The following is a 22724-nucleotide window of genomic DNA, read 5'->3' as shown; positions in this document are numbered from 1 at the left end:
TTAGTAAAAACTACCAAAGCGTCTTATGCCAGATCAGCTTTGCCAGGATGATTAAAAAATGGTGTTTTCCCTTTCCTCTTTGATTAGTCTCAACATGATCCCCATTGCTATGCCGGTCGCCATTAGACTGCTTCCACCGTAGGAAATAAAGGGAAGAGGAAGTCCTTTGGTTGGAAGTATTCCCACGACGACCGCCATATTCCCCACAGCTTGGCTCATGATAAGAGTAGTTATGCCAAGAGCCAGTAATTTTTTGCGAAAGTCTTTGACAAGATCTATTGTCCGCCTTAACACCATGAAAAGAAAGAAAAATATTAGAACCAACAAGCTAATTCCGACAAAGCCCAGTTCATGACCGATTACAGCAAAAATGAAGTCTGTGAAAGGCTCCGGGATGTATGAAAGCTTTTGAATGCCCATTCCTAATCCCTGACCTGTGAGTCCACCTGATCCTAACCCCGTCCATGCCTGTAAAAGGTGGTATCCTTCTTTTAGCGGATTTGTCCAGGGATCGTAGGTTGCTTTAATCCGTATCCAACGGTAAGGAACTCGATACAAAAAGAAATAGAACACAAAAACGGCTATAGGAACATAGATTCCAAAATGCCTCCACGGCACTCCAGCCGCTGCAAGAAGCACTAAGCTTATCAACCCGATAAGAAAGGCATTGCCGAAGTCTGGTTCTTTCAGGATTAGCCCTGCAACGAAGCCAGTAAGTATTGTGTATAAAAGAAGTCCTTCGAAGAAATTTCCGAGTTTTTCCCTTCGCCTTGTAATGGCGTCGCTTAAGTAGATGATCCAGATCACCTTAGCGTATTCAGCCGGTTGAATATGAATGCCGCCGGGAAGCTGATACCATCTGCAAGCCTGGTTGTAGCTTACTCCAACGCCCGGAATTAAAAGACCGGCGAGAAGAACAACAGCTATGAAAAGCAGTAGCTTGGAATATCGAAAGAGCCTATCTATCGGAATCTTTTGCATGCCCCACATTATAACAAGGCATCCTGTTATGTAAATTCCCTGACGCAAAGCATAGGCAAAGCTACTGTATCCCTTGCGAATAGCGTAGGGAGCGCTGGCGCTATAGACAAAGACTATTCCGAAGACGAGAAGCGAAACAACAATAATCCAGAGTTCAACTGATAAAATGTCACAGGTTTTGCTTCGATCGCTCTGGCGAATAGCGACGCCATTCAGTTGTTTAGGACTTTCCATCTTTTCACCAGTTGCTTAAAATGATCGCCTCGCTCTGCATAGCTTCGATATTGATCAAAGGACGAACAGGCTGGTGAGAGCAGAACTACTTCCCCTGGACGCACTCGCTTAATAACTGCCGAAAAGGCTTCTTCCAGATCTTCTCCTTCCAGAATCTCCAGTGAAGAATCGAGTTTAAGGCTCTTTATTGCTTCCAGGATTCGGGGGCGAGCTTCTCCAAAAAGACATATACCGCGGCATATCGTGGAAGCCTTTTTGAGAAGTTTTTCGTAGCTCCCTCCTTTGTCTCGCCCTCCCAGAAAGAGCCATACTCGTCTTCCTTCGAAACATTCAAGAGCTCTAACTACAGCATCAACATTGGTTGCTTTGGAATCGTCGTAAAAATCCACTCCGTTTATCCTGTCAACCCATTCTATGCGGTGGTGTCCGGGTGAAAAGTTCGCAAAGGCTTCTTCAATGATTTCAGGTGGCACGCCAAAGAGCATACAGGCAAGAGCCGCCGCTGCCATGTTTTCTTTGTTGTGATTGCCTTTAAGGCGTTCGTTAGCTAGGGATATTCTAATTGGGGAATCATATTTTTCGGGAAGTTTTACATTGAGGATATCTCCGGTGATGAAGCCGTGAGCCAGGGAATTGCGTCGGCTCCAGAAAATCAACCGATCTTCCTTTATTTTTCCACAATCGATATTTTCACGAACAAGCCTGGTGATTGTTTCGTCATCTCCATTGACTATAGCCCATTGCCCCTTTTGTTGTCTCAGAATTGGGGATATCTTGGAGCGAGCATAGGCATCAAAGGAAGGGTAGCGATCCAGGTGATCTTCGGTAATGTTCAGCACAACAAATATGTCGGGAGCAAAGGTGTCGGCTGTGTCGAGCTGGAAACTACTAACTTCCAGAACCGCCACATCCCAAAGGTTGGGGGTCATGACGGCTTGAGTAAGAGGCACACCAATGTTTCCACCGACAAAGGTTCTCTTTCCCCAACGGTGCATAACAACCCCGATCAGTTCCGTCGTGGTCGTTTTTCCGTTTGTTCCTGTGACGGCTATAACCGGCATGTTAATCCGTCGCCACGCCCATTCAAGTTCGCCCACGATGGGAATGCCCTGTTTTCGGGCTTCCTGAAGAAGAGGTATGTCTAACGGCACACCCGGGCTTACAATTATTTCCTGAAACTGTCTTACGTCTCCAACATCGTTTGATCCCAGCACAAATCGGCAACCGGCTCTTGAAAGTCGATCCAGCACTTCCTTTGAAATTCCTAAATCCTGAAGCGGCTTGGAATCCGTAGCTGTGACCTCAATCAATGGATATGCATCATCGTGTTTCTCCTGTGAGGCTGTCACATTATGGTGTGCTCCCACCAGAGCATCGCAGATGGATATTCCTGAAATTCCGAGTCCTACAACAAGCACTTTACGTTTCTGCATCGGCAACCAATCCTTCCACAATTTGTTCCATTCTCATTGAACGGGATCCCTTTACGAGTAGCCATGCTCCGGGGATCCAGTGTTCGGTTAATGCTTCCAAAAGGGTAGAATGATTCATAGCTTCTATTACAACAGGCACTCCCGCCTTACGTCCTTCTTCAGCTATAAAGCTTGCAAGACTTCCAAGAGTAAATATGCCAGCAGGCTTTTTTTCTGCAAGACTTTGTCCAACTAACCTGTGGAGTTCTTCCGATGCGTGCCCAAGTTCCTTCATGTCGCCAATCACGGCTATGAAGGGTTTGTTTTCACTGTAAGCCATCTTCGCAACCGTTTCTATTGCGCGAATCATTGATCCTGGGTTTGCGTTGTAAGTGTCGTCAATGATGACGGATCCGTCATGGAGAACCAGACACTCCATCCGATGAGATACAGGCTTCCAGTTAGAAAGCCTTTTTGCGCCGGTTTCTAGAGAAATTCCCAGATGAATACCAACAGCTAGCGCCGCAAGAGCGTTTAGAGCGAAGTGTTCTCCCAGAACGGGCAGGTTAACCTCCGCCATATCCTTCCCGCTTCTTGCTATAAAAGACGTGCCTTTGCGGGAGCATTGGACATCGCCGTCTACGGTTAGATCGGCGTTTCCTTTAAGACTGAAGTACAAAATGGCAACATTCTTGAGATCTTCTGATGCTCTAAAAAGCCATGGATCATCAAGGTTCACAATAGCGCATCCTTTTTCTTTCGGGAGTGCGCGCCAGAGCTTGGTCTTTTCTCGAAAAATCTGTTCTTCCGATTCAAGTCCTTCCAGGTGAGCCTTCTGTATGTTTGTTATCACGCCAATTGTAGGTTCAGCCGTGGCTACGAGTTCATCCATCTCGTTAAGATGGTTTATGCCCATTTCTATCACAATAGCTGTGTGGTGATCTTCAAGGCGAAGGAGGGAGAGAGGGACTCCGATGTTGTTGTTCCAGTTCATAGGGTTTTTCAGCACCTGGAAGGAACCTTCAAGAACACTGGCTATCATCTCCTTAGTGGATGTTTTCCCGTTTGATCCCGTAATACCTACAACAGGTCCTGTGAAAGAAGAGCGATGATAGTGGGCAAGGTCGCCGAGCGCTTTAAGAGTGCTGGGAACTTTTATGATGGTGGGGATGTGTATGGGGGCATCATGACGTGTTCCTGACGCCATAATGTCGAAACTGTCGGGTAGTTTTTCGACTATTAGACATTCTGCGCCTTTTTCCAGAGCCTCCATTAAAAAATCGTGTCCGTCGAAGCGCTCTCCGATGAGAGCCACAAAGACATTTCCCCGCTCAATGGTTCTGGAATCTGTGCTGATACCGCAAAAATTAACCCTCTGCCTGCTTCCCGAAATAAGCTCTCCACCCGTAGCTTTTAAAAGGTCATCCAGAGACCAGATTTTTTCTCCCATCATTCGCACCTTTTCACGCTGTGGTTGTGGGTCTTATCTTTCGCACGCCTTCTTTAATTCGCTGTAACATTCCTTTGCAACACACCGATCATCGAAGGGGATCCTTTCCCGCCCGATAATCTGGTAGGTTTCATGGCCTTTACCACCAATAAACACTACGTCGCCGTCTCTAGCAATCTGAATAGCTTTTTTGATGGCTGTTCGCCTGTCTATAACTACAGAGAAAATTTTTTTCGGCAACTTCAAATCTTCGTCGATAAGGGAATTCCTGACCCAGTCTGGTGGTATTCCGGCGAGGATGTCTTCAATTATTTTCTGGGGATCTTCCGTTCTGGGATTGTCGCTGGTTACAATGACCACGTCGCTGTAATCCGTAGCCACTTTAGCCATAAGAGGGCGTTTTGTGGGATCTCGATCGCCTCCACAGCCGAATACGGTAATGATTCTTCCCGGAGCCCATTCTCGTATGCAGGAAAGAGCTTTTTCCATGGCGTCGGGAGTATGGGCGTAATCAACAATGACGTGGAATGGGGCGTCTATTGGAACTTTCTGAAGCCTTCCGTCAACTCCGCTCACCGAAGAAATACCAGCCGCTATGACGTCCAGATCTATACCGTGAGCTATACCGGCTCCTACTGCGGCAAGAATGTTATAGACATTAAGCCGTCCAAGAAGCCTGGAGTCTATGGAAACTTCGCCAACAGGGGTCTTTATGCTTACAAACGAGCCGTCAGGACAACATTTATATTTCAGTGGAGCGATTTTTGCCGGATTAGATATGCCGTAGGTCAAAATTTTTATATCTCTTCCTTCCAGCATTTTGGAAAGTTGAGCTCCATAAGGATCATCAATGTTGATCACAGCGCAACCGCTAGGTGAAGTTGTAACAATATTGCTGGATTTGGAGCGCCTTCCCAGATGTTCCAAAAACAAAAGGCTTTTTGCTTCGAAGTAAGACTCCATAGTCTTGTGAAAATCCAGATGGTCGTGAGAAAGGTTTGTAAAGACAGCAACGTCGTAAAAACAGCCGAAGATTCTTTTTTGCGAAAGGGCGTGTGATGAAACTTCCATTACGACGTGATCCACACCGTCCGTTACCATTTCAGCAAAGAGCCGCTGAAGCATAATTGGATCTGGCGTAGTGAGTGGTGCCTGAATGAGATGTTTCTTCCAGCAGTAGCCTATGGTGCCTATGCGTCCCACTTCAAAACCAGCCTGACGATATATGGCTTCAATGAGTATTGTGGTTGTAGTTTTTCCGTTAGTGCCGGTAACACCGGTTAGATGTAGTTTTTCCGTGGGAAAACCGTAAAAAGCCGAAGCTGCAAAAGCAACTGCTTTGTGAGTATCTTCAACGGTGATGACGGCGGGATTTGGGCCTGAACTTAGAAAAGAAGGATTTCTTATTTCTGCTTCCAACCACGATCTTTCAACCATTACCGCCGTGGCTCCGTTTCTCGTCGCATCGGGGACAAAAAGATGTCCGTCAGTATGGGTTCCTTTGATGGCAACAAACAGTTCCCCTTTTTTAACTGTGCGGCTGTCGGTTGTTATACCGGTAATAACTTCTTCTTGGGATCCCTTAACAAGTTTCGTCCCGATCCCAAGGGCATTAAGGTGCGCAAGCAAATCTGATAGAGTCATCATTTGAGTTTCCTTTCCGTTTTTATCCTCCATTTTATTTACAAAGATCGTCCTTCTTGGGAGAACTTCCCCTGATTTGGTGAGACGCCCAAATAGGGAAGAGTTCTTAGCGCGATTTCTCTAAAGACCGGTCCAGCTACAACGCCACCATAGGTAGCTCCTCTTGGATTATGCACAACCACAGCTATCACTATGCGGGAATCTTCCAGAGGAGCGAAGCCCACAAAGATTGAAGCATAATCCTTTCTGGAATATTTTCCCGTTTCGGGATCGAGCTTTTGAGCCGTGCCCGTTTTACCTCCAACTTCGTAGCCTGGCACCTGAGCTGAAACACCGGTGCCTCCTTCTTCTGTTACCTTTTTGAGTATGCCTTTAAGGGTCTTTGCCGTAGAAACGGATAGAACTCTCTGGAAGGTTTGCTGAGACGGGTCGTTTTTAACATTCTTCAAGCTACTTGCTTCTACTGTATTTCTCTTTTCTGTTGAATCTTTTGGATCGCCGTTTTTAACGTAAGCGGCATAAATGGTTGTTCCCGTATCGAGCTTTTTTGCAATTTTGGGAACACCCATCAGACCGTCGTTAGCTATAGCTCCGAAAGCTCTTGTGAGTTGAATGAGAGTTGACCCTATGCCCTGACCAAATGCAGATGTTGCCAAATCGAGAGGACGCCATTTTTCCCACGGACGCACTATTCCGGAAACTTCTCCGGGTAGATCTATACCTGTTTCGTGTCCGAATCCGAATTTGTCGATGTACAACGCATACCGCTTTGCTCCAAAGTTCAAGGCAAGCTTTGCCGCTCCAATATTGCTGGAATACTGTATGACCTGAGAAAAGTCGATCCATCCGTGAGGATGCACGTCCCGGATAAGATGTCCCGGAACCTTAAAAGAACCATTTTCGCAGAAAATTCGATCTGTGGGCTTTACGAATTTTTCCTCCAGAAGAGCCGCCGCAAGGATGGCTTTGAAGGTCGAGCCGGGTTCGAAGGTATCCGCAACAGCGCGGTTTCTCCATTCACCTGGATTGCTCAATTGATAAAGATTTGGATCGAAGGGGGGCCAGTTAGCCATGGCAAGAATTTCAAAAGTTTTTACGTCCATGACTATAGCCTGGGCAGATTCAGCCTGATATTTCTCCGCAGCTGCAGCCAACTCTTTTTCTGTGATATTTTGAATATAAGCATCCAGAGTAAGCACGAGAGCGCTTTCATGGTTACTGGCGGATGGTAGATCGCTTCCTAGCCATAAAGTTCGTACAAGTCCATCTCGGAGAAATCTATATTTTTCCGACTGCATTCGTAAAAAGGCATCGTAATACTTTTCCACTCCCTCAAGTCCAGTTCCATCAACTCCAACAAACCCTAGCACCTGTCCGGCTAGCCATCTTTCTGGGTAGAAACGCTTTGTCTCTCGCACAAGGTAAAGCCCGTCCACTCCCAGTTGACGGATCTTTTCCGCTTGCTGATCTGAAAGAAAGCGTTTTATCAGCACGAACTTACCCGGTTTCCTCATTCGATTCAAAATTTCTGAAGGCTTGGAACCGATAATTGGAGCCAGAGCCGTTGCCACAGTTTCTGGATTTGTAATAAGTTTCGGATTAACAAAGAGCGAGGATTCTTCTACCGACATAGCGAGAGGTTGTCCGTTTCGATCAAGGATAGGACGGCGGGAAAGAGTTGTTTCTAGATCAGTGTAAATTTGAGCCTCATACCGCGATCGCCAGCTCTCCCGTTCTATAACCTGGAACTGAAAAGCCCTTAAAAGCACTGCAATCATTCCACCGATTACGAAAAGGGAGAGAAGAAAGACTACAAAGTCAAAACGGTTGCGATCTTTATCGGATCTAAGGCGTTTTATGAACATTCCTGCTTGTTTTTCCCATTTCTTCTCCATGGGATGTTTTTACCTCTGATGCAGAGTTTTTGCTTTTATTGTGGTGTATTCTGCATGAGCGATGAAGGAACCTGAATGAAGATGGTTTCATTAGACTTTGGAGGGCGCATAGAAAACTCCTTCTGAGCAATTTCCTGAAGGTGAGGTGGACTCGTGAGAAAATTCCACTCTAGTTTTAGCTTTTCATTAGTTCGCTTCAGTTCGAGCAGGTATTCGTATCGCTGGGAAATTATGTAGCCGTATCGCACCTGTTCAATTCTGAGCCATGTGTAAAAAAGAGCCATAATTGCTATCAGGACTGATACGGCGAAGTAGAGTATTTTTAACATTGTTCAGCCTCCGGAGAAGACATTTCTCCCGCCCACTTTGCCGCAGCTCGAAGCTTTGCACTCCTTGCTCTGGGATTTTGATCGATCTCCTCCTGAGACGGTTTAATGGCTTTACGAGTTAACAACACAGCCCTGGGCTCTTTCCTTCCACACTGACACACAGGGAGATTAGGAGGACACGAACAAGTTTTAGTCCAGGCTTTGAATCGTTCTTTCACTATTCTGTCTTCCAGGGAATGAAATGACACGATGCAGACAACCCCACCGGGACGCAGATAGTCAAGAATGATGTCAAGAAAACTGTTTAGGGCTTCCAGTTCTCGATTGAGCTTAATTCTTAACGCCTGGAATACCCTGGTTGCAGGATGAATTCTTGATCGTTTTTCTTTTTCTGGGAGCACCGAAAGAATGATGTTAACCAGATCACCGGTTGTTGTTATGGGGCGAGTCTTTCTAGCTTTGACGATAGCATCGGCAATACGCCTTGCAAAGCGCTCTTCTCCGTAACGAAAGAAAATATCGGCTAGTTCCTTTTCGGAAAGTTCATTCACAAGGTCTGCAGCGGTTTTCTTTGTCCGCCTGTCCATTCTCATATCTAGAGGTCCGTTTCGTATGAAACTGAATCCACGTTCAGCTTCCATGAGTTGCTCGGTGGACACGCCAAGATCCAGAACTGCTCCATCGATCTGCCTTATGCCTTCCTGTTTCAAAACAAGGGGAAATCGTTCGAAGCTTTCCTGGTAGAGCTTTAGATTGCCTGATTCTATGAATTGCTGAAGTCTAGAGCGAGATCTTTCAATGGCGGCATCATCTCTGTCTATTCCTATAACTAATACATCGGGATGGAGCCGCTTCAGGATTTCTTCAGCATACCCCCCGGAGCCTACCGTTCCGTCAAGGAATATGGTTCCTCCTCGAGACAAAAGCAAATCTATGGCTTCATTCATAAGAACTGGCTTATGAACTATGTTTTCTTGCGATACGTCCCAGCCGGTCATGTTGATACTCTCACTTTTTCAATTCTTCTCCCCCTTAAGCTGATAACCTGGAGGCGGACTTTTCCGATTGTTACTATTTCCCCAAGTTCTGGAATACGCTGTAGCCGCCAGAGTATTAAACCTCCTATGGTTCTTACGTCAGTTTCCGGTAGGTTGAGGTCAAGGACTCTGTTAATATCCCGTATAAGCGCTTTGCCATCAATAATCCATGATCCGTCTTTAAGCGATAGGATTCGATCCTGCTTAAGATCGTATTCATCCTCTATGTCGCCCACTATTTCTTCCAGGATGTCCTCAAGGGTGACAAGTCCGACAACGTTACCGTATTCATCTATCACAAAAGCGATGTGAGTTCGCTCCTTTTTGAAAACCTCGAGTTGGAAGCGGACTGTGCGAAGGTCCGGAGCAAAGGGTGGTGGACGAAGGATTTTTCTTAGGGAAAACGAACCATTGTGGTTTGTCAGAAAAACGTCCCTTACGTGAATAAATCCTATTACGTTTGACCGGTCTCCTTCATAAACGGGATATCTGGAAAAGTTGGTTTTTGCAATGATTTCTACTGTGGAATCTCGGGAAGCATCTACGGGAAGACTTACTACATCTCGCCATGGAACCATGATGTCTCTAAGGATTGTCTTATCAAGAAGAAATATCCCCAGAAGCATATCCTGTTTTTCTTTAGGGATAAAAGCTACGTCGCTTTCTATGCCTATAAGCTGTTCCAGGTCATCTTCCGTTATGACGGGTTCATCTTTTCTGCTCAAACCGAGCTGTTTTTCTATCAGGTTTATCATCCATCGAAGGATGTGAAGAACAGGGGTAAAGATAGTTATCAAGATTCGAATTATAGGAACAACTCTTAGAGCCATGGTATCGGCATGATAGCTGGCCAAAGTTTTTGGGAGTATCTCTCCAACGATAAGAAGAGTTATAGTCACAATGACTGTGGCGTAAATGACCCCCACGTCGCCTACAAGTCCGATGGCGATAGAAGTAGCAAGGGAAGATAGGCTTATGTTTACAAAGTTATTGCAGATTAGTATGGTTCCCAGCAGATCTTCGGTGTTGTTAAGCACTTCTTTCACCATTTTGGCTCGCCGATCTCGTTCTGCTCGCAAAGTAAGTTTTAGCTGATTTGCCGCCATGAAGGCTGTTTCTGAAGCAGAAAAGAAGGCTGATAGCCCGAAAAGAAGACAGAACAAAATTAAAATGATTATTTGATGAGACGTGGTCATTTTTAAAAACCTCGAGCCAAATTCTTTCTATGATTGTTCTTGCAAGTTGTGATAATACTACACTTGCTGGGATGCTTGAAGAGAGTATTCCATGCACCGGGGTGGAATCTGGGCGAAAATAAGAAAGAACCGGCCTTCCTTATTAGAGCGAGCGTGGTGCTCGTTCTTCTGCCCGGATTTCCCCCGAGTCTCTCCTGCAACACGACACGGGCTGGCTTTTGAGTCTCCACTGGTGAGGGGAATAGAAGCAATACTTTTCCTTCAAGGTGGAGGTGAAAGACTTTTTTGCGAAGGGATAATGTCCGCTAACGGTTGGGCTAGCAAAGGGAGCTTTAATTATGCATCCCGACGATGAAAAGATTTTAAAGATAGCCAAGGAGGTTGTCGTAAAATTTATCGAACTTGGACGAATTTCTCCGTCAAACTTCGAACAACACTTTAATGATGTTTTTTGGGCTGTAAAAAGAACGGTTATTAGCGCCAGATCTCACGAACTCGAAGAGCTAAGCGGAGAGTCGTCCACCAAAAAGTAAGTTTAGTCCTGTTTGTTTCCTGCGGTAATGGCTTGGGAACATACACAGAGGAGCGCACGTATGGGTGCGTTTGTGAGAACGGTTGGCTAATGTTTCAATAAAGGTGGAGGGACAGATAGATGCGCTACAGCAAGGCGTTCATTCATACTTACTATGAAGTTCCTAAAGAGGCTGAGACCCCATCACACATACTTTTACTTCGTGGGTCTTATATATATCCGGTTTCTGCAGGCATTTATTCTCTTCTCCCGCTTGGCCACCGAGTAGCTGAAAAGATAAAGCAGATCATACGTGAAGAAATGAATGCTATAGGAGGTCAGGAAGTCACAATGCCGGTTTTAAATCCTGCTGATCTTTGGAAGAAAACCGGCAGATACTACGACATAGGCCCTGAACTATTTCGCTTCGTTGACAGAAAGAATCGAGAAATGGTTCTCGCTATGACCCACGAAGAAGTGGTTACCGATATAGCTAAACAGTTCATAAAGTCTTATCGCGATCTGCCTGTAATGCTTTATCAAATTCAGACCAAAGTTCGTGATGAGGTAAGACCCAGGGGAGGACTCCTGCGGGTTCGAGAGTTTTCAATGAAGGATGCGTATAGCTTCCATCCGAATTTTGAAGATCTTGATGCATACTATCCCGACGTCTATAACGCATACCTGAGGATTTTCTCTAGATGTCACATTGATGCTATTCCTATTGAGGCAGACACGGGAATTATGGGCGGAACCGGTTCCCATGAATTTATGTTGCCTTCTCCTTATGGTGAAGATCGGTTTGTTATGTGTGACCATTGTGGATACCGAGCCAACACAGAAAAAGCTGTGGGATCAAAGGATATTAGGACTGGAAAGCCCGCTATTGAGTCGGGAACTTCGTTTTCACAAAATATAGAAGAAGTAAGCACTCCCGATGTAAAGACTATTGCTGATCTTATGGCTTTCTTCGGAATAGAACCTTATCGCTTCCTTAAAACTGTTGCTTACGAAGCCGATGGTAACCTTGTGCTCGCTGTGATCCGAGGTGATCTGGATATTTCCGAAACCAAACTTGCAAACTATCTCAAAGCAGTGAAACTCTATCTGGCATCAGAAGAAACACTTTTACGCCATGGTCTTTACGCCGGTTTTCTGTCTCCTGTTGGTATTGATCCCAGAATAAGAGTGGTTGTGGATGATTCGGTGGTAGGTGATCTTTCCTACGTAGCAGGTGGTAACAAGCCCGATGTTCATTGTAAAAATGTGTTTCTTGGACGGGATTTTCAAGCGCGGGAGGTTGCTGACATTGCCGAAGTTAGAGAAGGGGATCGATGTCTCCAGTGCGATAAAGGAAGGCTTGTAATGGAGCGTGGCATTGAGTTGGGACATACCTTCAAGCTTGGCACTAAATACACTGATGAAAAATCGATGAATGTGACCTATCTGGATCATCAAGGCAAGAGTCAGCGGGTAGTTATGGGATGTTATGGTATCGGTGTTGAACGCCTTATGGCGGCGGTTGTGGAAAGATGGCATGACGATGCAGGCATAATCTGGCCTATTTCAGTGGCGCCTTATCAAATTATTATATGTCCTGTGGGACAAAAGCCGGCTGTGATTGAACTGACCGGAAGATGTGAGCGTGAGCTTTCTTCTCGATATGAAGTTCTTCTTGATGATCGTAACGAGTCTCCTGGTGTGAAGTTCAAGGACGCTGATCTTCTGGGAATTCCCATTAGAGTCGTGATCAGCCAGAAGCTGATTGAGCAGGGACTTGTGGAGATTAAAATAAGGAAGACATCCGAAATACTTACATGTCCAGCTAATGACCTTGTTGAGCATATTGATAAAATTGTGAAAGAGCTTCAAAGGCAGTAGCGACTCATAATCTAGGAGATTTGAGAACAGTTGATAGTTGATGGATGTTAGAAGTCTCAACTATTATCCGTCATCTGTAACTATTGTAGGTCGTTCTTGAGTAAAAATTGCTCCCTGGATAGGAGTGAAGTTTATGGATAACCTTTTCCGTGTAATGACTTTTAATATCAGATTTGACAATCCGAAAGATGAGAACAAGAGATGGGAACATCGAAAGGATCTTGTGTGTGAGATTATTCGCCGATATCATCCACAAATCCTTGGCATTCAGGAACCAACCTGGCGTCAGATCATGGACCTAAGATCAGCTCTGCCCGAATACGATTTTTGCCTCAAAGGGCGAGTCTGGGATGATACCTGTCAGTATCCGACTCTTGTATTTCGCAAAGATGGGATTTCTTGTGAAAAAAACGAAGATTTCTGGCTTTCTTCCACCCCGGGGGTTCACCGTAGCTGTGACTGGGGAAGTATGTATCCCCGGCTTGTAAGTTACGGTTTGTTGTGCATAGGCGAGGGAAAGTGCCCGGTGGTTGTCGCTGTCACTCATCTTGATCATCGTTCGAATAACGCTCGAATACGCCAAATAGATGCCATTATTAGATGGTATAAACAAAGCTATGAAGGAAAACCATTTATACTGCTTGGAGATTTTAACGAACCGCCCGATGGGCCTGTATATAAGCTTATTTGGGAATCGGGCTTCAGAGATACCTGGCGTCTTCTAGGCTTTGAAGATGACGAGGAATCTTACACCCATCACAATTTTGAAGGTCAAGCCGATGTTGGACGTATTGACTGGATTTTTGTAAGCCACCATTTTCAAGTCTTAAACGGCAACATTGTGCGAGATTCTCGGGATGGAAGATATCCATCGGATCATTTTCCTTACTATGTGGATCTTGCTTTTGGGAAGTAAAAACAAACACGTTTCCTCGTAACGCCAAAATGCAGAACATTAAGGGCGTATCACAGTGCAACCCGTACCAATAGCGTGTAGGGCGGCAGTTTAACTTCCTGTTGTCTTAACCAGGTTTTACTGTAACGACTTATTTTGTAGATGCGCCTTCATCGATTCCAATTTTTAGGAGGACAGCTCGGTATGAAATCCACAATTCGAGTAGCCATCGTTCAGCCCAAGCCTTACCCATCCTACGATGATCCCCATAATATTGTTCATGCTCTTTTTTTGCTTGACCAATGTCGAGGCAAACAAATCGATGTAATCTGTTTTCCGGAATATTTCCCGTTTCAGGGCGAGGAAGAACTTTCTCGTGCGGCAAAAAAACTTGGTAGTTACATTATTGCCGGACTTGTTGAAGAAGTAGATGGCAGATTTTACAACACAGCCACGCTATTTGATCGTTCTGGGCGAGTGCTAGGAAGACAACGTAAGCGTTGCGTCGGAAGTCTTGAAAGAACTTTGTTTGACATTACTCCTTCCGATGGTATCTACACGGCATTTACAACTGACTTCGGCAAAATTGGTATTCCTGTATGTATAGATTTTTGGGGTAACCCTGAAGCTGGCATCCAGCTAGCCCGCCAGGATGTGGACGTAGTATTCAACCCTAGTATTTTCCCCATTCTTCGGGGTCACTGGAAGTATGGGGCTCTGGTTAGGGCGTTCGACCATTTGGTGCCTGTAGTTGGAGTAAATACGGTAAGTTTTAACGCTATGTTCAGAGGGCGAAAGATCCATCATTTTGGTGGTTCCAGCTTTGTGATCCAGCCCCCGAAGCTTTTAGATAAGGATCACTTCCGGCGATGGCTTCGTAGTCTTGATACGCTTGATAGCTGGATTCAGCGTGAACTGGAAGATTTTGAATGTGTAGAAATAGTTGATGTAGATTTGAAAACATGCAGGGAGTATCGATCAGCCTTTAGAGAACGCTTCGGATTACCGAAGCCGTAGGATTTATAACAGGTGGTGACCATGAAACGAAAAATTTACCTGAAAATGCACACCCTTAGCGATGCTCAGAAAGTATGGCGGGATACCTTCGGGAGGCTCAGAACCGAGGTTGAGGAAGTTCAAACTACAGAGGCTCTTGGTCGAGTTACGGCAGAACCAGTCTTTGCCTGTCGATCCGTTCCCCACTACCATGGGGCAGCTATGGACGGCATAGCAGTAGATGCGAAAAAAACTTTTGGAGCAACCGAAACATCCCCTGTAAGGCTTAAAATAGGTATAGATGCATTTCCAGTAGATACCGGTGATCCGCTTCCAGATGGAACAAACGCCGTGATCATGATCGAGCATGTCCTTCCGGTTGAAGGTGAAGAAAATCTGGTCGAGATAAGACAGCCTGCTTATCCGTGGCAACACGTAAGAAAGGTTGGTGAAGACATTGTTGCTGGGGAGTTAGTTTTGCCCGTTAATCATATGCTAAGACCTGCAGATCTGGGAGCGCTTCTTGCTGCGTCAGTTACATCCGTTAAGGTTTATCGTAAGCCTCGAGTCTGGATTCAGCCGACGGGTAGTGAACTGGTTTCACCATCGGCTTTGAAGACTCTTGAGCCAGGGCAGATTGTAGAATTCAACGGCACGATTATGGCTTCTCTTGTCAAAAACTGTTACGGGGAACCGATTCTTAGAGATATTGTTCCGGATCAACCTGAGGCTATCAGAGAAAGCATCCTGGAAGCCTGTAGAAGTGGAGTCGATGTTGTGCTTATTAACGCAGGATCTTCAGCGGGTTCAGAAGACTACACCGTTCACATAATCGAAGAACTCGGCACTGTATTAGTCCACGGCGTGACCATGATGCCCGGGAAGCCGGTAATACTCGGTAAAGTTGAAGAAAAACCTGTAATTGGCGTGCCGGGCTATCCAGTTTCGGCAATTCTTGCCTTTGAACAATTTGTGAGTCCGCTTTTGTGGAGCCTTCAAGGGCTTGTGGCGCCTCAACCCCCAATTGTTTCAGCAACTCTTGCTAGAAAGGTAGCTTCAAAGCTGGGGCTTGAAGAGTTTGTAAGAGTGGTACTCGGAAGAGTTGGAGAAGAACTCGTTGCCGTGCCTATTCAGCGTGGGGCTGGTTTGATAACGTCTCTTACTCGAGCTGACGGTATTGTAAGGATTCCTCACGATGAAGAAGGGCTTGACGCTGGGAAAAAAGTGGATGTAGAACTGCTTAAGCCCGAATATGTAATTTCTCACAATATCATCATGATTGGGAGCCATGACAACACAATAGATGTAATAACCAGCGAACTCAAAACTCGCGATAGCCGACTTCATCTTTCATCTAGCAATGTGGGAAGCCTTGCGGGTCTTATTGCTCTACGCAAAGGACATGCTCACGTTGCTGGTTCTCATCTGTTGGATACATCGGACGGAAGTTACAATTTTTCTTTCATTGAAAAATACCTTCGCGGTGTTCCCGTGCGTCTTGTCGAGCTTGTTAAAAGACAGCAAGGGTTTATGCTTGCTCCCGGAAATCCCAAGAATATTCAGTCTATTGAAGATCTTAAGCGCCCTGATGTTCGATTTATCAACCGTCAAGCGGGAGCCGGCACGAGAATTCTTTTTGATTATGAACTCCAGAGAGCGGGAATCTCCCCGGAGGAGATCGCAGGATATGACCAGGAAGAATATACTCACATGGCTGTAGCGGTGTCGATCCTTAGCGGGCGAGCAGATGCAGGAATGGGAATTTATGCGGCGGCAAAGGCTCTGGGGCTTGAGTTTATACCAATTGCTCAGGAGCGTTACGATCTGGTGATAAGAGAAGATGCTTTTGGGGAAGAGAAAATTAGCTTACTCATGGATGTCATAAGAAGTGAACGTTTCAGGAATCTGGTTCAGAGCTTTGGAGGATATGATCCCTCAAATTCTGGTTCTGTAATAGGCATTTGGGATGGGGAAAGATGGGTAGAGAGAATATAAGAAGAGAGATTTTCCCGCCGTTTGCTACAACTCAAATGGTGATGCGTCGAGCAAAAGATGTAACTATTGCCAGTTCTGAGCTTATTCACAGGCGGGCAGAGGAATTGTCTGATAAATGGAAGCAGTTTTGCCGGCGGTTTGATGGCGTGAAAAATGACGAAGATCCAGTGGCATTTCTCCACAACATTGGGACTTCTAATGAAGAGCTGGCGAGATGGCTTTTTGTGCTTGATACGCTGAATTATTCTTTTTGGCCTGATCCTGGAGAGTCTCTATGGACGGTTGAATATGGGGAAAGAAAATGGTCGGGATATTGGGCGCTGGCGGCAAGCTTGAAGCGGGCTTATGATGAGAGTATCCCCTTAACAGACGCATATTTCATAGCAGAGATTTCAGATAGGGATCTACGACATATATTTCGAGGCGAAGGTATGATACCGCTTTTTGAATCGAGACTTGCTCACCTTAGAGAAGCCGGTCGAATGTTGATTAAACATTGGGATGGCGATGTGGTTAATATGATTTATGCTGGAGATCAAAGTGCCAAAAAGCTTGTAGAGTTAGTAGTAAAGTATTTCCCATCTTTTCGCGACGAAGCAGTTTATGGAGTCGATAAGATAAAAGTGTTTTTCTGGAAGCGAGCACAGATTTATGTTGCTGATCTTTACACGTCTTTTGGAGGACAGGGGTTGGGGAGTTTCCGTGATATCGATGTGCTTACCGCTTTTGCCGATTATAAACTTCCTCAGGTGCTGAGAGCCTTGAGTATTCTGAATTATTCAAAGGAACTTGCAGAGCAAGTTGATAATCGACTTCCTCTTCAACCTGGAGAACCAAAAGAAGTCGAAATTCGGGCGGCCACCGTTCAGGCTGTTGAGCTTTTAAGAACGGGGATGGAGACAGTAACCGGAAATGAAATTTTATCGATTCATATGGATCAATTTCTCTGGTATTTGGGACAAGAGGATACATTTCGGAAAAAGCCCTATCATCTTTGTAGAACGATTTTTTATTGAGTTATTTGTTATATTAGTAAGTTGTTAAAAGAAGGCATTTGCCCAAAGATAATCTTGAACCGTTGCAAGTTTTGGAGATGAATAAGGATTCCAAAAGCCATAGTGATTAGTAGCAAATGAGCGATGGAGAAATTTTACCAAAATCGAGAGTAAAAAATAGACAAGCCCATCTTGCCAATGAACGCACTTTTCTTTCTTGGGTTCGAACAAGCATTTCTATAATGGCATTTGGTTTTGTTATAGAGCGATTTTCGTTGTTTCTTTCTCAATTTACTTGCCTTTTTTTGGGAAAAAGTGAACCAATCCTTTCTTCTCAGCAGCATTCGTATATATCTTCCATACTGGGTATATTTCTCATTGGTTTTGGTGCTCTCATGGGAATTCTTGCCTTTATCAGATATAAGAAGGTTGAAAAGCAAATAGAAGAAGACTCATATCATCCTTCTCTTATATTAGACCTTCTCCTTGTTCTCTGTATCGTTACAGTGGGACTTTTCTTTGTTATCTATTTTGTTCACTCGATTGAAATTCCTATCGTCCCACGATAGAAGCAAGTTACCATAAATTTTCCTTACTACTTATTTGGGGAACACACTCCCTTAGCAATTGCTTTAATAACTTAAGAACGATCCTTTGATTTAGTTCGTAATAGTGCACTTATAATGGAAGCTATTGGAGTTCTATACGTGTTATAGGTTTCCATGGCGAATCTTTTATAGAATAGCCCAGAGTTAATTTCACTGCCAGAGCTTAATCTTTTTGATTATTATTCATTTGTTGTTCGGTAACTTCTTCTATTGAGAATATCTCCATAGGTATTGGAGAAGCCATAATTTCTTTCATGACAGAGGGGGATATGTAAATCGCTGCAACCATTATCCGAGGTAGTATTCCTGTCTTCTCCTTATAGTCTGTGGCAGATCTGCTGTAGTTCGCAACATCCGATTTTTTCATGCTAGAAGTAATTTCCAACAGAATATGTTCACCGTCTCTAATAACAATATCAACTTCACGTTCCCCATAATAACCCCGGGTTACAGTATAGCCAGTTGTCTCAAGGAGTGTTTTTACTGTGTTTCGAAAAACCGTTTCGCTCTGAATGCCCCATCTGCTGCCAAGAGCTGCAATCTGATCTTTAACTTCCTTGAACCTCATGTTCATGTTCTCTTCCAACCTGGTTATTCGTTCTTCTGTTCGCTTTTGGGCTTCTGCGAGTTCAGCAACAACTACTTCCAGCCTAGTTAGTCGTTCTTCCGATTTTTTCTGAGCCTCTGCGAGTTCTTCGACCCTCTGTTCTGTTCGCTTTTGAGCTTCTGCGAGTTCTTCGACCCGCTGCTCTGTTCGCTTTTGAGCATCCGCAAGTTCCGCAACTACCTGCTTAAGATCAAGAAAGTCCTCTCTCCTTACAACTTCTCCCAGCCTTTTCTCTAAGACCTTCAAGACCTTAATGAAAGCTTGCCTAATAGACGGATCAAGTTCTTCCAAAGTTTCAATAAGTTCAATGTTTAGAATCATATGAACTTTACCTCTTTAGTTTTTTCGGATTCTTTCAAAAGTAATCATAACAACAAAACCGCTTTTTTTGAAGGCCTTAATAGATGGTTTTGAACCATTGCTTTTTAGGAAGCGTCTCACCCAAATTGTAACATTTCCATAACTGATAACTAAATAAAGAGCTATGAAAGGCTCCTCTATTTTGTTTGATGAAATGGCAGGTTTTATGCTAAATTTAGCTTTGAGTATGTGGATCAATAAGGTGAGAAACCTTATACTGCCTGAATGTTCCCACTAATTAAATTCTGCTTTTTGTTTTTATGAGATGGTGGGGTAAATGAACTTAATGCCCCAGAGGGATGAATAAGTATTTAGGCAAGGAGAAAGAAACGAATGTTTAAGAAGCTTCTGGTTGCCAATAGAGGAGAAATTGCTATCCGAATTATGCGGGCGGCTGAAGAGCTGGGCATAAAGACTGTAGCTATTTACGAAGAAACAGATCGTTTTGCCATGCATATTATGAGAGCCGACGAGGCAGTATGTATTGGTCCAGGACCCAGAAAGGATTATCTCGACATCGACAAAATCATTCAGGTTGCCAAGAAAGTTGGAGCAGAAGCAATTCATCCCGGTTATGGATTCCTTTCAGAAAATCCGGAATTTCCCAAAAGATGCCGCGAAGCAGGACTTATATTTGTTGGACCTCCCTCCGATGTGATTTGGAACATGAGTAGTAAGGTAATTGCTAGAAAAATTATGGAATCGGTTGGGATTCCCTTAATTCCTGGGAGTGGAATTTTGCCAGATGGTGAAGAAGGTAATGAAAAGGCGCTCAATTTTGCCAGACAACATGGTTTTCCTATTATGGTGAAGGCTGTTTCTGGAGGAGGAGGACGAGGTATCAGAGCGGTTTATTCCGAAGATGAACTACTGAGAGCACTTAAGGTTGCTCGATCTGAAGCGAAGCTTGCCTTTGGAAATCCAGATATTTATCTGGAAAAGGGACTAAAAAAACCCCGCCACGTGGAAGTTCAAATCCTTGCCGATGCTTATGGTTCCATCATCCATCTAGGAACACGTAATTGTTCTATTCAGAGAAGACATCAAAAGCTTATCGAAATTGCTCCAGCTATGCTCCCACCACTTGTGGAAGAACGAGTTTGCGATGCAGCGGTAAGGGCTGCCAAAGCGGCAAACTACGTTAATGCTGGCACAGTGGAATTTTTAGTTGATGAGGAAGATCAGTACTATTTTCTTGAAGTTAACACTCGTATTCAAGTGGAACATACTGTTACTGAGATGGTTACCGGTTTTGATATAGTTCGAGAGCAGATTCGTATCGCTGCTGGGGAACGTCTTTCAATAAGGCAGGAAGATGTGGTAATTCGTGGGTGTGCTATTGAACTTAGAATTAACGCTGAGGATCCACAAGCAGGGTTTATTCCTCAGCCCGGCGTTATTGAAGTTTATCAGTCTCCCGGTGGACATGGTATACGTCTGGATGGGGCAGCCTATCAGGGATATGAGATTCCACGGTTTTACGATTCTCTAATTGTTAAGCTCACAGTCTATGGCTTTACCTGGGAAGAAGCGGTTGACCGTCTCAGAAGAGCCCTAGATGGTTTTAACATCGTGGGTGTGAAAACAACAATTCCCTTTTATAGAGCAATAGTTGATGAGCCGGATTTTAAAGCCAGAAGATTCGATACTTCTTACATAGATTCTCATCCGGAACTCCTTAAATATAAAGTAGAAGATGATCCTATAGATAAGCTAGCGCGACTTATTGCTGAAATTAATGCTCACGGTTACAATCCTTACGCAGATTCTCCTTAATGGCTTTTTGAATAGTTTAGAGAAGGCTTAGTTCTAGAAAGGAGTAGTGTTTCATGAACGGGACACTTTTGAGAGAACTAACCGCTAAAGATATCGTTTCCTTTGTAAGAAATTACGAAGGATATTTATTGACTAACAATGAACGAGATGTCTCTCAGTCGGATTTCAAAGGGCGTATTATGCCCTGGACCACTCTTAGAGTGGCTCCCCTTCGGGATGAAGTAGGATATTTCGCCTTTGAAATTTCCGGGGGAGCTTCAGTTCATGTAGATTTGATGAAAAAACAAATAAATCCCTTTGAAAAACTCAGGCTGGTTAGAAACGCCATGCCTAAAACGCTTATTCAAGCGGTTTGCCGGGGGCATAACTTGTTCGGTTACAGGCCCTATCCTGAAAATGTTATCAGGTTTGCTGTTCGACTTTTTGCACAGTATGTAGATGTGTGGCGTTGTTATGATTTTTTAAACCATATACCTAACCTCAAGGTGGTGGGAGAGGAAGTAATTAAAGCCGGGAAAGTTTTCATTCCATCTCTGTGTTTTGGGACAGGACCTGAACATACAAACGAATTTTATCTTTCCAAGGTTCAGGAAATAGTCTCCCTTTTTGGGACAGAACAAATCATTCTAGGCATTAAAAACCATTCGGCCTTGGGCACCCCAGAACAAATTACGAGCCTGGTTCAAGCCATAAGAGGCGATTTCCCTGACCTTGTGATCGCCTACCATGGACATAACACCGATGGGAATGACCTGGCTCGCATGATGGCAGCGGTGAGAACCGGGGTAAAGATTGTTGAGGTTTCTGATCATGGATTTGGGGCATGGTATAGTCAGGCTCCAGCTCTTTCTTTTGTGCAGCTTATGGAAGATTATGGTTATCAGCCAAAACATCTTAACCTCGATGCCATGATCCAGACTTCAGACATTTTGCGCCAGGAACGGCGCTACTATGAACGTTTTGAAAGCCCCTTCAAGGGCGTCGATCCCCTTGTTAGACGTCACAAACTGACTGGTGGAGCCGTTAGTATGGCCTATGAACAGGCAGAACAAATGGGATTGTTGCCAAGAATACACGATGTTTTTCAGGAATTGGCCCAGGTCATAAGAGAACTTGGAAATATTTGGCCCGTTACACCAGGAAGCCAGATTCTTTGGTCAACCGCTCTTAGTAACGTGCTTTATGGACGTTATGAACAGCCTTCCGATGACCTTAAACGATTGCTCCTCGGCCATTATGGTCCATTCCCTTTTTATGATCCTCCGGAGTGGATTTACGAAAAGGTGTTAGAGAAGGGACGAACGGATGGTAAAAAGTGGCATAGAATTCTTGCTGAAGAAGGTTTTGGTGCTCAAAAAGAACAGACAATTAAACGAGCTGAAGAAGATTTTGATGCGCGCCGGCAAGAATTAGAGCGGGAACTTGGGGGGAACGTGGCCGAAGAAGATCTCTGTCTTTATCTCATCTTTCCTAGAGATGCGTTAAAATATTTCCGTTTTGAAAAACAGTTTGGCAAAACATGGCTTCTTCCGCCAAATGTGTGGTATCATCGAGGGAAATTCCCGGACGGCACCAGAATCACCTTTGCAGATGATAAAGGTAAGAGCCACTATATCGATATCGTTTCCACACAAGAAGTGAGTGGTGTTTGTAAGACTTCTTGTATTGTGGACTATCATTTCAAGACTTTTTCTGTGCCGATTAAATAATGGAATGTAAAGGCGGAAGCCGGATGGATGTATTTACTATTGTAAGTAATGAGCCTTTTGTCTCTCGCTTATTATCCCTGAAATAATCTTTTTTTAAGTATTCAAATGGAAGGGCAGTAGGCTGGGGGTAAAGAAATTGGCTCATGTACAAACCTGGTGCAATAGAGTATACTATACTGGACTTTTTTCTTGGAGTTTATGTATGGAGTTCCC

Annotated in this window: 18 protein-coding genes; 9 read left to right on the top strand and 9 right to left on the bottom strand. The window is 44.4% G+C overall.

Annotation, left to right across the window (positions count from 1 at the left end):
- Window positions 1–51: 51 nt before the first annotated feature.
- The 8 genes from ftsW to WHS38_10505 are packed head-to-tail and all read right to left on the bottom strand — an operon-like array spanning window position 52 to window position 10178.
- A complete protein-coding gene (ftsW, locus tag WHS38_10540) occupies window positions 52–1215 on the bottom strand; it encodes a putative lipid II flippase FtsW (GenBank protein MEJ5301415.1) in 1164 nt (387 codons plus the stop codon).
- Window positions 1194–2648, bottom strand: coding sequence for a UDP-N-acetylmuramoyl-L-alanine--D-glutamate ligase (gene murD, locus WHS38_10535; protein MEJ5301414.1), 1455 nt, complete (start codon window positions 2646–2648; stop codon window positions 1194–1196). Before murD ends, ftsW begins: the two co-directional genes overlap by 22 nt.
- Window positions 2635–4080: a UDP-N-acetylmuramoyl-tripeptide--D-alanyl-D-alanine ligase gene (gene murF / locus WHS38_10530; GenBank protein MEJ5301413.1), complete on the bottom strand. Its 1446-nt coding sequence runs from the start codon at window positions 4078–4080 to the stop codon at window positions 2635–2637. Before murF ends, murD begins: the two co-directional genes overlap by 14 nt.
- A 30-nt stretch (window positions 4081–4110) precedes the next feature.
- Window positions 4111–5724 (bottom strand): UDP-N-acetylmuramoyl-L-alanyl-D-glutamate--2,6-diaminopimelate ligase, encoded by a 1614-nt coding sequence (locus WHS38_10525; protein MEJ5301412.1) that lies wholly within the window; start codon window positions 5722–5724, stop codon window positions 4111–4113.
- 35 nt (window positions 5725–5759) lie between these two features.
- The gene (locus WHS38_10520; protein ID MEJ5301411.1) at window positions 5760–7616 is read right to left on the bottom strand and encodes a penicillin-binding protein 2; all 1857 of its coding nucleotides are present in this window, start codon (window positions 7614–7616) and stop codon (window positions 5760–5762) included.
- Window positions 7617–7651: 35 nt separating this feature from the next.
- The gene (locus tag WHS38_10515; protein MEJ5301410.1) at window positions 7652–7945 is read right to left on the bottom strand and encodes a cell division protein FtsL; all 294 of its coding nucleotides are present in this window, start codon (window positions 7943–7945) and stop codon (window positions 7652–7654) included.
- Window positions 7939–8943 (bottom strand): 16S rRNA (cytosine(1402)-N(4))-methyltransferase RsmH, encoded by a 1005-nt coding sequence (gene rsmH, locus WHS38_10510; GenBank protein MEJ5301409.1) that lies wholly within the window; start codon window positions 8941–8943, stop codon window positions 7939–7941. Before rsmH ends, WHS38_10515 begins: the two co-directional genes overlap by 7 nt.
- Window positions 8940–10178: a CNNM domain-containing protein gene (locus tag WHS38_10505; GenBank protein ID MEJ5301408.1), complete on the bottom strand. Its 1239-nt coding sequence runs from the start codon at window positions 10176–10178 to the stop codon at window positions 8940–8942. The genes rsmH and WHS38_10505 overlap by 4 nt, the downstream gene beginning before the upstream one ends.
- A 338-nt stretch (window positions 10179–10516) precedes the next feature.
- Here WHS38_10505 and WHS38_10500 point away from each other — a divergent pair, with 338 nt between their 5' ends.
- The 7 genes from WHS38_10500 to WHS38_10470 all read left to right on the top strand — a co-directional run bounded on the left by WHS38_10500 (window position 10517) and on the right by WHS38_10470 (window position 18020).
- A complete protein-coding gene (locus WHS38_10500; GenBank protein ID MEJ5301407.1) occupies window positions 10517–10711 on the top strand; it encodes a hypothetical protein in 195 nt (64 codons plus the stop codon).
- Window positions 10712–10830: 119 nt separating this feature from the next.
- Window positions 10831–12570, top strand: coding sequence for a proline--tRNA ligase (locus WHS38_10495; GenBank protein ID MEJ5301406.1), 1740 nt, complete (start codon window positions 10831–10833; stop codon window positions 12568–12570).
- Window positions 12571–12703: 133 nt separating this feature from the next.
- Entirely contained in the window at window positions 12704–13486 is a 783-nt protein-coding gene (locus WHS38_10490) for an endonuclease/exonuclease/phosphatase family protein (GenBank protein ID MEJ5301405.1), read from the top strand.
- Between the two features lie 183 nt (window positions 13487–13669).
- Complete coding sequence (locus tag WHS38_10485) at window positions 13670–14482, top strand: carbon-nitrogen hydrolase family protein (protein ID MEJ5301404.1); 813 nt, start codon at window positions 13670–13672, stop codon at window positions 14480–14482.
- Window positions 14483–14503: 21 nt separating this feature from the next.
- Entirely contained in the window at window positions 14504–16456 is a 1953-nt protein-coding gene (locus WHS38_10480) for a molybdopterin biosynthesis protein (GenBank protein MEJ5301403.1), read from the top strand.
- A complete protein-coding gene (locus WHS38_10475) occupies window positions 16438–17472 on the top strand; it encodes a queuosine salvage family protein (GenBank protein ID MEJ5301402.1) in 1035 nt (344 codons plus the stop codon). Before WHS38_10480 ends, WHS38_10475 begins: the two co-directional genes overlap by 19 nt.
- A gap of 116 nt (window positions 17473–17588) precedes the next feature.
- Window positions 17589–18020, top strand: coding sequence for a DUF202 domain-containing protein (locus WHS38_10470; GenBank protein MEJ5301401.1), 432 nt, complete (start codon window positions 17589–17591; stop codon window positions 18018–18020).
- Window positions 18021–18222: 202 nt separating this feature from the next.
- Here the strand turns inward: WHS38_10470 and WHS38_10465 are convergent, their stop codons facing one another.
- Window positions 18223–18987 (bottom strand): DUF3782 domain-containing protein, encoded by a 765-nt coding sequence (locus tag WHS38_10465; GenBank protein MEJ5301400.1) that lies wholly within the window; start codon window positions 18985–18987, stop codon window positions 18223–18225.
- Window positions 18988–19359: 372 nt separating this feature from the next.
- On the opposite strand from WHS38_10465, the gene WHS38_10460 reads away from it, so the two are divergent.
- A complete protein-coding gene (locus tag WHS38_10460; GenBank protein ID MEJ5301399.1) occupies window positions 19360–20802 on the top strand; it encodes an acetyl-CoA carboxylase biotin carboxylase subunit in 1443 nt (480 codons plus the stop codon).
- A 53-nt stretch (window positions 20803–20855) separates the two neighbouring features.
- A complete protein-coding gene (locus WHS38_10455) occupies window positions 20856–22511 on the top strand; it encodes a pyruvate carboxylase (GenBank protein MEJ5301398.1) in 1656 nt (551 codons plus the stop codon).
- Window positions 22512–22724: the final 213 nt, after the last annotated feature.

The sequence above is a fragment of the Thermodesulforhabdaceae bacterium genome (genome assembly GCA_037482015.1).
Classification (GTDB): domain Bacteria; phylum Desulfobacterota; class Syntrophobacteria; order Syntrophobacterales; family Thermodesulforhabdaceae; genus JAOACS01.
The sequence above is the reverse complement of the archived record's forward strand: the minus strand, read 5'-3'. Positions and strand labels throughout refer to the sequence as shown.

Coding starts and splice junctions, on each gene's coding strand:
- ftsW (MEJ5301415.1), bottom strand. CDS start 1,215: ATGGAAAGTCCTAAACAACTGAATGGCGTCGCTATTCGCCAGAGCGAT.
- murD (MEJ5301414.1), bottom strand. CDS start 2,648: ATGCAGAAACGTAAAGTGCTTGTTGTAGGACTCGGAATTTCAGGAATA.
- murF (MEJ5301413.1), bottom strand. CDS start 4,080: ATGATGGGAGAAAAAATCTGGTCTCTGGATGACCTTTTAAAAGCTACG.
- WHS38_10525 (MEJ5301412.1), bottom strand. CDS start 5,724: ATGATGACTCTATCAGATTTGCTTGCGCACCTTAATGCCCTTGGGATC.
- WHS38_10520 (MEJ5301411.1), bottom strand. CDS start 7,616: ATGGAGAAGAAATGGGAAAAACAAGCAGGAATGTTCATAAAACGCCTT.
- WHS38_10515 (MEJ5301410.1), bottom strand. CDS start 7,945: ATGTTAAAAATACTCTACTTCGCCGTATCAGTCCTGATAGCAATTATG.
- rsmH (MEJ5301409.1), bottom strand. CDS start 8,943: ATGACCGGCTGGGACGTATCGCAAGAAAACATAGTTCATAAGCCAGTT.
- WHS38_10505 (MEJ5301408.1), bottom strand. CDS start 10,178: ATGACCACGTCTCATCAAATAATCATTTTAATTTTGTTCTGTCTTCTT.
- WHS38_10500 (MEJ5301407.1), top strand. CDS start 10,517: ATGCATCCCGACGATGAAAAGATTTTAAAGATAGCCAAGGAGGTTGTC.
- WHS38_10495 (MEJ5301406.1), top strand. CDS start 10,831: ATGCGCTACAGCAAGGCGTTCATTCATACTTACTATGAAGTTCCTAAA.
- WHS38_10490 (MEJ5301405.1), top strand. CDS start 12,704: ATGGATAACCTTTTCCGTGTAATGACTTTTAATATCAGATTTGACAAT.
- WHS38_10485 (MEJ5301404.1), top strand. CDS start 13,670: ATGAAATCCACAATTCGAGTAGCCATCGTTCAGCCCAAGCCTTACCCA.
- WHS38_10480 (MEJ5301403.1), top strand. CDS start 14,504: ATGAAACGAAAAATTTACCTGAAAATGCACACCCTTAGCGATGCTCAG.
- WHS38_10475 (MEJ5301402.1), top strand. CDS start 16,438: ATGGGTAGAGAGAATATAAGAAGAGAGATTTTCCCGCCGTTTGCTACA.
- WHS38_10470 (MEJ5301401.1), top strand. CDS start 17,589: ATGAGCGATGGAGAAATTTTACCAAAATCGAGAGTAAAAAATAGACAA.
- WHS38_10465 (MEJ5301400.1), bottom strand. CDS start 18,987: ATGATTCTAAACATTGAACTTATTGAAACTTTGGAAGAACTTGATCCG.
- WHS38_10460 (MEJ5301399.1), top strand. CDS start 19,360: ATGTTTAAGAAGCTTCTGGTTGCCAATAGAGGAGAAATTGCTATCCGA.
- WHS38_10455 (MEJ5301398.1), top strand. CDS start 20,856: ATGAACGGGACACTTTTGAGAGAACTAACCGCTAAAGATATCGTTTCC.